We start from the raw sequence: 13,403 nt of genomic DNA, 5'->3' as shown, positions 1-13,403 counted from the left end.
ACTGTCGTCCTGACGGGTGCAAGAAAGTCGGAAAGCGGAGTATCGCGCCGAAAGGCGGCGCTTATTCGGCAGCCTGCCGGGCGCCGCGCACGCCCGAGGCGATCGAGGCGACGAGGCCGGTGACGGCATCGACGCTCGACGCCGTCGCCTTGCCGGAGGCATCGAGCGAGCCTTTCAGGGCGTCGATCAATGCCGTGCCTACGACGACGGCATCGGCGCCGCGCGCCACGGCGCCGGCATGCTCGGCGTTCTTTACACCGAAGCCGACGGCCACCGGCAGGTCCGTGTGCCGCTTGATGCGGGCCACCGCCTGCGCGGTCCTGTCGAAATCCGGGGTGGCGGCGCCGGTGATGCCGGTGATCGACACGTAGTAGACAAAGCCGGAGGTGTTGCGCAGCACCGTTGGCAACCGCTTGTCATCGGTGGTCGGGGTCGCGAGGCGGATGAAGTTGAGGCCCGCCTTCAGGGCCGGGAGACAGAGCTCGGCATCCTCCTCGGGCGGCAGGTCGACGACGATGAGACCGTCGATGCCGGCCGCCTTCGCGTCCGTGAGGAACCGCTCGACCCCGTAGATGTAGATGGGGTTGTAGTAGCCCATCAGGACGATCGGGGTCGCCGCGTCGAATGTGCGGAACCAGGCGATGTCCTCGAGGGTCTTCTTCAGCGTCTGGCCGCCCGCGAGGGCGCGCAGGCCTGCCGCCTGGATCGAAGGTCCATCGGCCATCGGGTCGGTGAAGGGCATGCCGAACTCGATGACGTCGGCTCCGGACGCCGGCAGGGCCTTCAGGATGGCGCGGGCGGTCTCGCGGTCGGGGTCGCCGGCCATCACATAGGTGACGAGGCCGGCGCGGCCCTCGCGGGCGAGATCGGCGAATCGGGCGTCGAGGCGGGTGGTCAAAGCTTGGTCCCCAGGATTTCGGCGACCTGCGGCACGTCCTTGTCGCCGCGGCCGGAGAGGTTCATGACCATGATGTGGTCCTTCGGCTTGGTCGGGGCGAGCTCCGCGACCTTGGCCATGGCATGGGCACATTCCAGCGCCGGAATGATGCCCTCGATCTTCGACATGAGCTGGAAGGCCTCCAGCGCCTCGTCGTCGGTGGCCGAGAGATAGGTGACGCGGCCGATGTCGTTCAGCCAGGAATGCTCGGGGCCGATGCCGGGATAGTCGAGGCCGGCCGAGATCGAATGGCCTTCCTGGATCTGGCCGTCCTCGTCCATCAGCAGATAGGTGCGGTTGCCGTGCAGCACGCCCGGCTTGCCGCCCGAGATCGAGGCGGCATGGAGCTTGTCGAGGCCGTGGCCTGCCGCCTCCACGCCGTAGATCTCAACCGATGGGTCGTCGAGGAAGGGGTGGAACAGGCCGATGGCGTTCGAGCCGCCGCCGACACAGGCGATGAGGCTGTCGGGAAGGCGGCCTTCCTGCGCCAGCATCTGCTCGCGCGTCTCCTCGCCGATCACCGACTGGAAGTCGCGCACCATCGCCGGGTAGGGGTGGGGGCCCGCCACCGTGCCGATGCAGTAGAAGGTCGTGTCGACATTGGTGACCCAGTCGCGCAGCGCCTCGTTCATGGCGTCCTTGAGAGTCTTGGCGCCCGACTGGACGGGAACGACGGTCGCGCCCAGCATCTTCATGCGGAAGACGTTCGGCGCCTGCCGGGCGACGTCCACGGCGCCCATGTAAACGATGCATTCGAGGCCGAAACGGGCGCAGAGCGTTGCTGTGGCGACCCCGTGCTGGCCGGCGCCGGTCTCGGCGATGATGCGCTTCTTGCCCATGCGGCGGGCGAGCAGGATCTGGCCGAGGACGTTGTTCACCTTGTGCGAGCCGGTGTGATTCAGCTCCTCGCGCTTCAGGTAGATCTTCGCGCCGCCGAAATGCTCGGTCAGCCGCTCGGCGAAGTAGAGCGGGCTCGGCCGGCCTATATAGTGGGTGCGATGGCTCGCCATTTCCGCGACATAGGCGGGGTCGTGGCGCGCCTCGTGATAGGCCCGCTCCAGCTCAAGGATGTTGGGCATCAGCGTCTCGGCGACGAAACGGCCGCCATAGATGCCGAACCGGCCGTTCTCGTCCGGTCCCGACCGGAAAGAATTGGGCTTCAGCGGTGCATTCATCGCCACTCTCCTTCGCCCTGCGCCTGGCGGGCGGCGGCCACGAAGGCCCTGATCTTGTCCGGGTCCTTCAGACCCGGCGCACTCTCGACACCTGACGATACGTCGACGCCGGACAAACGGGTCAGCCGGATGGCCTCGGCCACATTGCCTAGATGGAGGCCTCCCGAAAGCATGACCGGGCAGCCGGGGTCAAGGCCGGCCACCAGCCGCCAGTCGAATGTCAGGCCGTTTCCGCCGGGCAGCGCCTCCGCCGTCGTCGGCGGTTTGGCATCGACGAGGATGAGATCGCTGACCGCGGCATAGTCCCTGACCGGCGCAAGGTCGGCGGCCTCCGCCACCCCCATTGCCTTCATGACGCGCGGACCGAAGCGCGACCGTATGTCGGCGACGCGCCCTGGGGTCTCGGCGCCGTGAAGCTGGAGCACGTCAGGCCCGACGCCTTCCATGACCTCGGCGAGAAACTCATCTGTCGGATCGACCGTCAGGGCGACTACCTCAGCGCGGCCACGGGCGTGCTCCGCCAGCGCGCGCGCCGTCGCGATCGACACGTTGCGCGGGCTCTTGGCAAAGAAGACGAGGCCGACCATGTCGGCGCCGGCCTCCAGCGCAACGTCCAGGGTCGGCATCGTCGAGATGCCGCAGATTTTGACGAGCAGGGGCATGCCCTGTCTTTAGACGGGCAGCGACCGCCACACCAGCATGGCGGCGGCGAGGTCTTCGAGTGCGGTGCCCACCGACTTGAACAGCGTGATCTCGTCGGCCGAGGCGCGGCCATGGTGCAGTCCGCGGGCGAGGTCGAAGAGATCGGCCTTCACGTCGCCTTCCGCGATGATGCCGCGGCGGATCGGATCGACGATGTCGCCGGCTTCCTTCAGGCCGCCGGTGCGGGTGTCGACGAACAGACTGGCGCGCCGGACCGCGGCGTCGTCCGCCTCGCGCATCGCCGGCGTATAGCCGCCGACCAGATCGAGATGGGCACCCGGCTTCAGCCAGTCGCCGGAGACGATGGGATTGTACGAGATCGTCGCGCAGGTGACGATGTCGGCTTCCTCCACCGCCGCCTGCAGGTCGGTCGCGACCGTGAAGGTGATGCCGGGCACCGTGCCGGACAGCCCCTCCGCGAGGGCCGTCGCCTTGTCGCGGGAGCGGTTCCACAGCGTGACGTTGCGGATGGGGCGTATGGCGGCATGGGCGCGGATCAGATGCGGCGCCAGCGCGCCGGCGCCCACCATGACCATGCGGGTCGCATCCTTCCGCGACAGATAGCGCGAGGCGAGGGCACTGGCGCAGGCCGTGCGCCAGACCGTGAGCATGGTGCCGTCGAGGATGGCGAGCGGCGCGCCGGTCTCGCCGCTGCACAGCACGTAGCTGCCATAGATCGACGGCAGGTTGCGCGCGCCGTTGCCGGGGTAGACCGAGACCAGCTTGGTGCCGACAAAGGCCCCGTCGCCCGGCGGGGTCCAGGCCGGCATCAGCAGCAGCATCGCCTCGGGAACCCCCTCCTCCTGGCGGATCGGGTGGTGATGACGCAGCGGCACGGTGATGTCGGACCGGAAGGCCTCGGCCAGCGCATCGACGAGGGCCGAATAGGTCAGGGCGCCGGCGATCTCGGCGGCGGTGATGATGCGCATGAAAGGCTCAGGCCGCGGGCCGGTTGAAGAAGGCGAGGGCCCCTCCGGAGGCGCCTGGCGCCTGGTCGCCGCGTCCGAGTTCGTTGCGCAGCCGCTCGACGTCGCTGCGCGTCGCCGACAGTTCGCTCTCGGCCTGACGGCAACGCTTGCGATAGCGCCCCTGCTTCCACCACACGGCGGCGCCGCCGATGACGACGCCGAGGATCATCGCGAGGAACACAATTGCGAAAAGCGGAACGGTGACGGACAGCGCCGAGGCCTCCCGCGCGAACGGGTCGACCGACAGCGTGACGGGTGTCCGGTTGGCCACCGCCAGGATGACGGCGATCAGTGCGACAGGGGCGAGGAAGAGCCAGTTGATGATGCGCCGCAGCATGGTCATGCGCCCTTGTTCAGACGCTCGCGCATTTCCTTGCCGGTCTTGAAGAACGGCACGACCTTGTCGTCCACCTCGACATGCTGGCCGGTGCGCGGATTGCGGCCGACGCGCGCCTGGCGGGCCTTCACCGAGAACGCACCGAAGCCGCGCAGTTCCACCCGGTCGCCGCGCGCCAGCGCACCGACGATCTCGTCGAGGATGGCGTTGACGATGTTCTCGACGTCGCGCTGGTAGAGCTGGGGGTTCTGCTCGGCGATTTTCTGGACGAGTTCCGACTTGATCATGGCCATCACGCCCGCCCGGCGCGCTCCTGATTGAATTTATCAAAATCTATCATGGGCTTGGAGGCTGCCAGAGCGCCAGGAGCCCGTCAAGCGACGTTCGTTCGATCTGGGCGGCAAGGGCCGATCCGGCGATACGCTCGGCCCATTCCGTCAGGCCGACGGCCTCGGCGAGACCGCTGCCAGCCGCCCGCAGCCAGGACATGCTGCCGGCTGCGCGCGGCCGGTGCAACTGGACCCTCACGGTCGTGGGAACGCCGCGCGTCGCCAGCCACGCCCGGGCTTCCCGCTCGCCGCCGAGCTGGTCGACGAGCTTCAGGTCGCGCGCCCGGCGCCCGACGAAGACGCGGCCGTCGGCGACGACGCGCAACTGGTCGTCGCTCAGCCCGCGGCGATCCTTCACGATGCGCTGGAACCAGTCGTAGCTGTCCGTGATGATCTCCCGCAGGGCCGCGATGGCCTCGGGGCTGGTCGGCTCGACGCCGCTGGGCATGGCCTTCAGCGGGGTCGAGCGGATGGCCTCGACCCGCACGCCGAGCGTCTCCAGAAGCTTCACCACGTTGGGAAACTGCGCGATGACGCCGATTGAGCCGGCGATGGAGGTCTCGCGCGAAACGATGTGATCGGCGCCGATCGCGGCGATGTAGCCGCCCGACGCAGCCGTGCCCTCGACCACGGCGACCGTCGGCTTGGCCGCAGCGACCGTGCGGATGGCGGTGAACAGCGCCTCCGATCCCGTCACCGTGCCGCCGGGTGAATCGATGGTGACGATCAGCGCCCGGACGTTGCGGTTGCGGGCGAGCGCCTCGATGGTGCGCACGAGATTGGCGTTCTGGGTGATGACGCCGCGCACCTCGACCCGCGCCACATGCTGGAGCGGCGTCACCCAGCCGAACCGCTGGGCGCCGACCAGGCCGGCGACGCACAGGGCGACGATGACCGCGACGACGGACAAGACGCGCCAGAACGTCAGCTTGCGCCGAAGCAGGCGGCGATCCAGCACGGCATCGGTATCGAGTGGCATGGAACGAGGCTCCCAGTTGCAGCCGGCTCGCCCTGAGCGGGGCGTTCAGGTAGCCCCGACAGGGCCGCAGCGCAAGTCGCCTGCGGTGTCGCGGCAGGAACACCGGCGTCCGCGCGGTGCCCTGCGCAAGGGTGGTTCAGGGTCGCGTCAGCGCGTTCGACGATCCTTGCGGTCGATCGAGCGCTGGCGCAGAAGAACAATCACGCTGACGATCGCCACGCCGATGCCGCAGACGATGGCGGTCGGATAGAGCGCCGACATGGCGACGATGTAGCTCAGGGGTTCGCTGTCATAGTCGACGTCCAGCGCAGGCCTGCTGCGTCCGCCGAACTGGAACACGCCATCGAGCCAGGCGGTCCGGAGCTGAATGAAGCTGTAGATCGCGAGAACCAGGCCACCGCCGACACCGGCAATGGCTGTAGCGACCCTCGCCAGGGGGCTGAGACGTCGCCGCTCGTCAGCGTCTTTCATCGCATGGCCTTTCATCAGGGTCTTCCGCACGTCGCTGGAAGGCTCGTTTGAACGCGCACACCACCACCAGACTTGTTTGCAGATGCTAACACACCTCTACCGCATTGCTCCATCGATCTCGTTCAAAATCGCGCGTGCGGCAGCGAGCGGATCGGCCGCGGCGGTGATCGGGCGCCCCACGACCAGGCGGTCTGCTCCGCCACGGATGGCGTCGCCGGGCGTCACGATGCGCTTCTGGTCGCCCGCATCGGCGCCAGCCGGCCGGATGCCGGGGGTGACGAGTTCAACCCGCGGCGGGATGCCGATCGCCCTGAGGTTGGCGGTCTCGTGGGCCGAACAGACGATCCCGTCGACGCCGATGCCTGCGGCCTGCTGCGCCTTGGCCGGAACGAGGGTCGCGACCGTCCCCACATAGCCCGCCTCGGCGCAGTCGAGGTCGTTCCATGAGGTCAGGATGGTGACGGCGAGAATTTTCAGGGCCGAGCCTGCACGACCCTGCACCGCCGCCCGCATCGTCTGCGGATAGGCGTGGACCGTCAGATACTGCGCGCCGGTGCGCACGATCGACTCGACGCCTTCGCGGACCGTGTTGTCGATGTCGTGCAGCTTCAGGTCGAAGAAGATGGTCTTGCCCGAGGCGGCGAGTTCCCGGCCGAAGGCGATCCCGTCCGAATAGCCCAGCCGGTAGCCGATCTTGTAGTGCGTGACCGTGTCGCCGAGCAGCGAGACGAGCCGTTCCGCCTCCCCGAGGCTGGACAGGTCAAGGGCGACGAAGAGCTTGTGACGGGCGTCGGATGGGGCGGCGGATGACATCAGGAGTAACTCCGGGCCTTATCGATGAGGGAGGCGCAGCAGGCGGTGAGCATGCCGCGAGTGCGCTCGTCCGTCAGGCGTCCGTCGTCGTCGAAGGCCTGGTGGGCGGCCGGCACGGCACAGCTTTCCGGGATGACCAGCGCGCCGCAGCCCAGTTCCAGCACCTGTCTGGAGGCGATCTGGGACCGCATCCCGCCGTAACCGCCGGGGGAGGCGGAGCCCAGAGCGAAAACGCGGTCGCGATAGGCGGAGAGCGGCTTCTCCCCAGCTTCCCTGACGCGGCTGACCCAGTCGATGGCATTCTTCAGAAGGGGCGTCATGCCGGCATTGTATTCGGGGTCGGCGATGAAGATGCCCTGATGGGCGCAGAACTGGCGCTTGAGCTTCAGGGCATTGTCCGGAATGCCGGTGCCCGCCTCGAGATCACCGTCGTAGAGCGGCAGGGAATAGTCGGCGAGTGAGATCAGCGAGACGTCAGCATCCATCCGCGCCAGTTCGCCAGCGGCGGCGGCGGCCAGCCGGGTGTTGAACGATCCCGAGCGGATGGAGCCCGAAAACACGAGGATTCGTATCATGACGCTGCTCCTGCCGACGATGCCGGGTTGTTCTAGGCCATCGCGGGCGGATGCGTAAACGTCAGGCGGCGGGACCCGGCTTGGCGGAGGCCTTCGCCGCTTCCTGGCTTTCCTCCGCCTGCCGGATGACCGCCATGCTCTCCTTCAGGTGGTCGAGCGAGCGGTTGCCGCTGGCGAATTCCCGGATCGCCACGATGAGCAGGGCCAGGATGAAGGGCACGATGAAATAATAGAGCCGGAACAGGATGAAGGCTGCCACCACCGCCTCGGCCGTGAAGCCGAGCGGCGGCAGCGCAACCAGCAGCGTCGCCTCGAAGGCGCCGGCGGCGCCGGGCGCGTGGGTGGCGAAGCCCAGCAGCATGGCCGAGCAGAAGATCACCGCCACCGCGACGAAGGGAGCCGGCGGGGCGTCCGGCATCGCCATGAGGAGGACGTAGAGGATCATCGCCGTGCAGGACAGGTCGACGATGCCGATGACCATCTGCAGGAAGGTGAGCTTGGCGCTCGGCAGCTTGATCACCCAGGCGCCGGACCCGAACTGGCGCGGCACGGCGACGAAGATCAACCAGGCCACCAGCGCGGCGAGGATCAGTCCGCCGACGATCCTGACCGTGCCGCCGCCGATGCCGAAGGGGGCCACCACCGGCGTGACCACCCAGGGCTCCAGCACGAAGCCGAGGCCGAGCACGGTCGCGTTGCCGAGCCAGAAGGTCAGCCCGGCGATGAAGCAGATCTTCACCACCTGCGGCCCGGTGATCTTGTAGCGGGAATAGACGAGATAGCGCACCACGGCGGCGGTGAAGACGGTGGCGCCGAGATTGTGGGCGATCGAATAGCTGGTGAAGGAGCCGATGGCGCAGGCGGGGTAGGGGATGTCCTCGCGGCCGATCGTGCGGGTGGCGAAGTAGTCGTAGACGGTGAGCGTCGCGTAGGCCGCGGCGGCGAAGAAGCCCGCCAGCAGCAGCGTCGACGGACCGATCTGGCCGATGGCCTCCCAGACCTTCGACCAGTCGATCACCTTCAGCTTCTCGAACAGGACGTAGCCGGCCGTGGCGAGCATGGCGACGGCGACCACGAAAAGGATCCGCTTGAAGCCGATCCGGTCGCGCAGGAAATCCACGGAGGTCTTGATCAAGAGCGGTCTCGCCACGCGTTCAGGCGCGAACCCCTCCGCGCACATCCTAAAGCCAACTATCAGAGGCCATGTATCCGGCATATGTCGCCGGATATCCGTAAAAGCCCGTATGGGGCCTTCATCCATCGTCCCCGAGCCCGCGATGTAATGGCCGGGGGCCGAAAGTCCAGCGGACAGATTGTCCTACTGCAGGAAGGGATTGGTCTTGCGCTCGCGCTCCAGCGTCGTGGCCGGGCCGTGGCCGGGCAGCACGGTGAATGCGTCGCCCAGCGGCAGGATCTTCTCCTTGATGCCGCGGATCAGCAGATCATGGTCGCCGCCGGGCAGGTCCGTGCGGCCGACCGACCCCTGGAAGATCGTGTCGCCGACGAGGGCGAATTCCGTCGGCCGATGGACGAAGACGACATGGCCCGGCGCGTGACCAGGCACGAACAGCACATCGAAGGTGAGGCCGCCGACGGTGACGGTGTCGCCTTCCTTCAGCCAGCGCGTCGGCGTGACCGGACGCACGCCAGCCAGACCGAAGCGCTGGCCCTGGGCTGTGAGGTTGGCCAGCAGCGGCGCATCGGCCTCATGCGACCCCTCGATGGGGATCGACAGGAGCTCGGCCAGTTCGGCCGCGCCGCCGGCGTGGTCGATATGGCCATGGGTGAGGAGGATCTTCTCCGGGATGACCTTGAGGTCGGCGATGGCGCCCTGGATGCGGGGCAGGTCGCCGCCGGGATCGACGATGGCGGCCTTCTTGGTGTCGTCGTCCCAGACGATCGAGCAGTTCTGCTCGAACGGCGTCACGGGAACGATCGCAATCTTCAATGTCGCCATGCCGGTCTCCTGTCCTGCCCACCGATTAGCCGTGGCTCGCCTCACCCGCAAGCGGTCCGGACGAACCGATGACACGGTTTGAAACATCAATTTATTGCAGCGCACCAGTTCAGCGTCTATAAGCCGCCTGCCACCGTTCATCCCAGAGGCCTGACGGCTCCACCATCAGTGGACCCACAATGTCAGTGCGGGATGAACGTCGATAGCCGCGACATGCCATCGCAGTCCGGCTGACATTTACTCAGGAAAACATCAGATCATGATCCATCCGAGCGCGAAAGCGCGTCGCATTTCCATTCGTATTGTCGGTATTGCAGGCGCTGTCGGCCTGATGATGGCGCCGCACGCTGCAACGGCGCAGGAGAGCGACCGGGCCAACACCACCTGGGCGACGCTCTATGCGGGCGGCCAGCCGGCGGCAGAGGGGTCCACGCCGCGCCAGATGCGCGGCCGGACCGCAACGGCGGCGCCGCAGCGCGCGGACCGTTCCGCCATCGCACGCCGCATTGCCGAGGTCGCGTCGCGCCATGGCGTGCCGGCGACCCTCGCGCTGGCCGTCGCCCGCGTCGAGAGCAACATGCGCTGCGAGGCCCGCGGTCGGGCAGGGGAGCTGGGTCCGCTGCAGATCAAGCCGGCGACGGCGCGCGGTCTCGGCTACTCCGGTCCGGCTTCCGCGCTGAACTCCTGCGGCGCCGGTCTCGAATGGGGCGTCCGGCATCTCGCGGTCGCCTACCGCCAGTGCGGCTCGGCGGCCGGAGCGGCTGCGCTCCACAACCGGGGCCTTGCTTCGTCCTGCACGCGAACCGCCTATTCGGCCCGCGTCACCCAGGTGATGGCGAGCCTGTGAGCTTCGGCGCGGCGGGACCTGTTCCGCCGCGCCGCCTCAGTCCATCAGTTGGGCCTTGAGCTTCGCGCGCTCGACCTTTCCCATGCCGTTGCGCGGGATGGCCGGCACCTCGATCACCCGGTCGATCGGCACCTCCGGCAACCGCGCCTCGCACCAGGCGATCAGCGCGCCCGCATCGACCGGCTGCCGCGCGACGATGGCGAGCCAGACCTCGGGCAGGCCGGACGCTCCCATCACGCCGAAGGCCGCAGCGTCGGCGATGTCCCGGCGCTGCGCGACCATCTGGTCGATGCGGTCCGGGGCGATTTTGTTGCCGCCAGCGTTGATCACCTCGTCGGAGCGGCCGGTGATGATCAGCAGGCCGTCCGGGCGCAACCTGCCGAGGTCTCCCGGATAGAACCAGTCCTCACGGCGGTCCGGATAGAGCTCGCCCGGCTGATAGGGGCGGCCCCCGGCGACCGCCAGGATCCTGACCCGGCCTTCTTCCCCGGCCGGCAGTGGCGTCTCGTCCTCGCCGACGATCTCCACGCGCCGTCCCGGCAGGACGTAACCGACGGCGCCCGGCGTTCCGCGCAGCCGCTCGAACGGTGCCGCCGCGGTCTTGCCTGCCTCGGTCGAGCCATAGCTCACGGCAATGGTCCGGCAGATCCGCCGCTGCACCTCGTCCGCGAAGACGGGCGTGATGAGGCTACCGGCCACGCCGATGAACTTCACCGTCTCGCAGGTGCCGGGCGTGTCGTCCATCGCCGTCATCAGCGCCCGGATCTGCTGGGGCGCGGCGAGGATCGAATCGACCTTGAACATGTCGATGACGCGCAGGGCCTCCTCTCCGGATGAGGCAAAGCACAGGGTCGCTCCCGCTTGCAGGCCTCGCAGCACCTCGTTGAACCCCCACAGGACCGAGGTGCCGACGAGCAGGAGGTGACGGCTCGATCCATCGCACCAGTGGCAGGTGATGTTGGTCCTGATGCGGGCGTGGGTCTCGCCGACGGTCGCCGCGACGATCTTGGGGGTGCCTGTCGTGCCGGAGGTCATGGCGATGCGGCAGACGCGGCCGGGATCGTCGAACTCTCTCGCATCGGGCGGCATCGGAAGATCCGTCGGCGCAAACCAGTCGTCCCCCATCACCACGCGGCGCGCGGCGCCGAGGGCGACCGATGTGCTGGAGGTGACGACGGCCGCGGCGTCGATGCGGCCGAGGTCGGCGAGCTGGTCGACCCGGATGGAGGCCGACACGACGCCCATCTGCAGCAGCGCCAGTGTGGCGATGACGTCGCGGATGGGATTGTCGAGCAGGATGGCGACGGTGTCTCCGGCCCGGATCCCCGCGGCCTGCAGGCGCCGGCCTACCCGGTCGATGCCGTCGGCCACCATGCCGTAGGTCACTACCCGGTCGGCCCAGATCATCGCCGGTCGATGCGGTGTCGTGCGGCCCTGGAACATGGCTGTTTCTGGGAAGATCATCGGCGGGGTCTCGTTCCTGCGGCGGCGCGATGCTAAACGTTGCGCCGGTTGCGGCAAGTCGGCTCCCCCGCGAGGCGGACAGCGTCGCTGTTCTTTCAGGGACTTGTCCGATGGACCTATCGCGTCGGTGGCTGATGGCAGGGACGGGCGCCATACTGTTCGGAGCCGCCGGCGTGGCGCGGGCCGGCTTCGAGGCGCTGCCTGCCAAGCCCATCCGCATCGTCGTGCCATTTTCCGCGGGAACGACGCTCGACGTCATGGCGCGCGCGCTTTCGGAAGCGCTGGAGCCGATCATTGGCCAGCGCCCCATCGTCGTGAACCGCGACGGCGCCGCCGGGTTCATCGCCCTGTCGGACATGGCTCAGGCGGAGGCGGACGGGACCAGCTGGCTTCTCTCGGGGCCGGGGCAGTTCACCATCCAGCCCCACATGCGCCGGAGGGTCCAGTACACGCTCGATGACTTCGCGCCGGTCTGTCAGATCTACGAGACGCCGTTCGCCGTGGTCCTCAGCCGCCAGAGCGGCATTCTCTCCTTCGCCGACCTCATGGAGCGGGCGCGGCAGGAGCCGGGGGCGATCAGGTTCGGTCACTACGGGCCCGGCTCGGCCACCCATCTCCTGATGGCGATCCTCGCGAAAAACGCAGGCGTCACGTTCCTCGAGATTCCCTATCGCTCGCAGGGCCAGCTGGTTCAGGACATGCTGACAGGGGCGTTGCAGGCCGCGGTCCTGGCGCCCGGCTCCTACGATGCGGACATCGTCCGTCACGTGGCCATTCTCGCCACCGAACGCTACCCGGAGCAGCCGGGCGTCCCGACCATCATCGAGCTGGGACAGCCGGTGCCGCTGGTCTCCTTCGCCGGCATCTACGTGGTCGCAGCGGTGCCGCCGCCGGTGCGCCTCGCCATCGAGGCGGCCTGCATCCAGGCAACGGAAAGTGCGATCGTCCGCAAGGTCGCCGCGCGTGCCCGTGTCAGGATCGATCCGCTGCCCCACGGCCCGTTCGCACGCCGCATCCTCGATCAGAGCCGGGACATGCAGACGCTGATCGCCGCCCTCGGGCTGAAGATCGACTGAGCCGCGCTCAGAAGCGATAGGCGAGTCCGGCCCTGATCTGCGTCTGGCTGGATTTCACGGGCAGGACCTTGCCGGCCGCGATGCCGTTCAGCCCGGTCGCTCCCAGCGTCTGTGTGCCGAAGTCGGCATAGAGCGCCTCGATGCGCAGGGTCCAGTTGCGCGTCATCAGGTACTCGGCACCAGCGCCGACGACGAAGCCGACCCGCGTCCTGTTGAAATTCCAGTTGGGCGCCAGGGCCGGATTGACCGAGTGAGCGTCGCGCGTGTTGGTATTGCCGACGGCGAGACCACCCGTCACGTAGAGCAGCAGGCGATCCACGGTGACGCCGGCGCGCACGCGGGCGGTCCACAGAAAGCCGCCGCGCGATTCGATGCCGACGGACGAATTCGCCGGCCACGGCGAGAACGAGGAGCCGGTGTTGTAGGTAAGGTCGCTCTCTACACCGACGACGAAGGTCGGGGACACTTGCCAGTTATGGCCGATGAAGCCGCCGAAAACGATACCCGTCGATGAGAAGGTGCGCGTCGTCCCGTCGAAAGCCGGATTGCCCGGAAGGTCGGACCAGCGGTGCGTGTTGACGCCAGCGCCGAGCGTCGCGCCGGCATAGAAGCCGCTCCAGTCGGTCGTGGGAGCGCCGAGGGGCTGAGCCGACACGTCGCGCGCCATGAGGGCGCCAATGGCCACGCCGGACAGCAGGAACAAGCGAAACATCACGACCTCGGGACGATCAGCTGCACATACGGGAGTACCAGTCCTTATCCGGGCAATGCTG

16 protein-coding genes are annotated in these 13,403 nt (G+C 68.0%); 2 read left to right on the top strand and 14 right to left on the bottom strand.

The annotated features are described in order from the left end of the window. Positions 1 to 61: 61 nt before the first annotated feature. The 12 genes from trpA to ACJ4V0_RS03370 all read right to left on the bottom strand — a co-directional run bounded on the left by trpA (position 62) and on the right by ACJ4V0_RS03370 (position 9,243). Positions 62 to 898: a tryptophan synthase subunit alpha gene (gene trpA, locus ACJ4V0_RS03425; protein WP_448298153.1), complete on the bottom strand. Its 837-nt coding sequence runs from the start codon at positions 896 to 898 to the stop codon at positions 62 to 64. Continuing rightward, positions 895 to 2,112 (bottom strand): tryptophan synthase subunit beta, encoded by a 1,218-nt coding sequence (gene trpB / locus ACJ4V0_RS03420; RefSeq protein ID WP_448298152.1) that lies wholly within the window; start codon positions 2,110 to 2,112, stop codon positions 895 to 897. The genes trpA and trpB overlap by 4 nt, the downstream gene beginning before the upstream one ends. Further along, entirely contained in the window at positions 2,109 to 2,774 is a 666-nt protein-coding gene (locus tag ACJ4V0_RS03415; protein WP_448298151.1) for a phosphoribosylanthranilate isomerase, read from the bottom strand. The genes trpB and ACJ4V0_RS03415 overlap by 4 nt, the downstream gene beginning before the upstream one ends. Positions 2,775 to 2,783: 9 nt before the next feature. Continuing rightward, positions 2,784 to 3,743: a bifunctional Delta(1)-pyrroline-2-carboxylate/Delta(1)-piperideine-2-carboxylate reductase gene (lhpI, locus tag ACJ4V0_RS03410; protein WP_448298150.1), complete on the bottom strand. Its 960-nt coding sequence runs from the start codon at positions 3,741 to 3,743 to the stop codon at positions 2,784 to 2,786. A 7-nt stretch (positions 3,744 to 3,750) separates the two neighbouring features. Then, on the bottom strand, positions 3,751 to 4,125 hold the full coding sequence (locus ACJ4V0_RS03405) for a LapA family protein (RefSeq protein WP_448298149.1): 375 nt from the start codon (positions 4,123 to 4,125) through the stop codon (positions 3,751 to 3,753). Beyond that, complete coding sequence (gene ihfB / locus ACJ4V0_RS03400) at positions 4,122 to 4,406, bottom strand: integration host factor subunit beta (RefSeq protein ID WP_448298463.1); 285 nt, start codon at positions 4,404 to 4,406, stop codon at positions 4,122 to 4,124. Before ihfB ends, ACJ4V0_RS03405 begins: the two co-directional genes overlap by 4 nt. Before the next feature lie 49 nt (positions 4,407 to 4,455). Beyond that, positions 4,456 to 5,427: a signal peptide peptidase SppA gene (gene sppA / locus ACJ4V0_RS03395; protein ID WP_448298148.1), complete on the bottom strand. Its 972-nt coding sequence runs from the start codon at positions 5,425 to 5,427 to the stop codon at positions 4,456 to 4,458. 147 nt (positions 5,428 to 5,574) lie between these two features. Further along, entirely contained in the window at positions 5,575 to 5,928 is a 354-nt protein-coding gene (locus tag ACJ4V0_RS03390) for a hypothetical protein (protein ID WP_448298147.1), read from the bottom strand. A gap of 66 nt (positions 5,929 to 5,994) precedes the next feature. Next, positions 5,995 to 6,711, bottom strand: a complete 717-nt coding sequence (gene pyrF / locus ACJ4V0_RS03385; RefSeq protein ID WP_448298146.1) for an orotidine-5'-phosphate decarboxylase — start codon at positions 6,709 to 6,711, stop codon at positions 5,995 to 5,997. After that, positions 6,711 to 7,286: an NADPH-dependent FMN reductase gene (locus ACJ4V0_RS03380; protein WP_448298145.1), complete on the bottom strand. Its 576-nt coding sequence runs from the start codon at positions 7,284 to 7,286 to the stop codon at positions 6,711 to 6,713. The genes pyrF and ACJ4V0_RS03380 overlap by 1 nt, the downstream gene beginning before the upstream one ends. 61 nt (positions 7,287 to 7,347) lie before the next feature. Then, a complete protein-coding gene (locus ACJ4V0_RS03375) occupies positions 7,348 to 8,421 on the bottom strand; it encodes a lysylphosphatidylglycerol synthase transmembrane domain-containing protein (protein ID WP_448298144.1) in 1,074 nt (357 codons plus the stop codon). A 183-nt stretch (positions 8,422 to 8,604) separates the two neighbouring features. Next, positions 8,605 to 9,243, bottom strand: coding sequence for an MBL fold metallo-hydrolase (locus ACJ4V0_RS03370; protein ID WP_448298143.1), 639 nt, complete (start codon positions 9,241 to 9,243; stop codon positions 8,605 to 8,607). Positions 9,244 to 9,502: 259 nt separating this feature from the next. Here ACJ4V0_RS03370 and ACJ4V0_RS03365 point away from each other — a divergent pair, with 259 nt between their 5' ends. After that, a complete protein-coding gene (locus tag ACJ4V0_RS03365; protein ID WP_448298142.1) occupies positions 9,503 to 10,090 on the top strand; it encodes a transglycosylase SLT domain-containing protein in 588 nt (195 codons plus the stop codon). Between the two features lie 36 nt (positions 10,091 to 10,126). Here ACJ4V0_RS03365 and ACJ4V0_RS03360 read toward each other — a convergent pair whose 3' ends face one another. After that, on the bottom strand, positions 10,127 to 11,554 hold the full coding sequence (locus ACJ4V0_RS03360; protein WP_448298141.1) for a class I adenylate-forming enzyme family protein: 1,428 nt from the start codon (positions 11,552 to 11,554) through the stop codon (positions 10,127 to 10,129). Positions 11,555 to 11,664: 110 nt separating this feature from the next. On the opposite strand from ACJ4V0_RS03360, the gene ACJ4V0_RS03355 reads away from it, so the two are divergent. After that, positions 11,665 to 12,630: a Bug family tripartite tricarboxylate transporter substrate binding protein gene (locus tag ACJ4V0_RS03355; protein WP_448298140.1), complete on the top strand. Its 966-nt coding sequence runs from the start codon at positions 11,665 to 11,667 to the stop codon at positions 12,628 to 12,630. 7 nt (positions 12,631 to 12,637) lie between these two features. Here ACJ4V0_RS03355 and ACJ4V0_RS03350 read toward each other — a convergent pair whose 3' ends face one another. Then, positions 12,638 to 13,342 (bottom strand): outer membrane protein, encoded by a 705-nt coding sequence (locus ACJ4V0_RS03350; RefSeq protein WP_448298139.1) that lies wholly within the window; start codon positions 13,340 to 13,342, stop codon positions 12,638 to 12,640. Between the last annotated feature and the right edge of the window lie 61 nt (positions 13,343 to 13,403).

This window comes from Phreatobacter aquiterrae (assembly GCF_053471285.1).
This window is presented reverse-complemented; position numbering and strand designations above follow the sequence as displayed.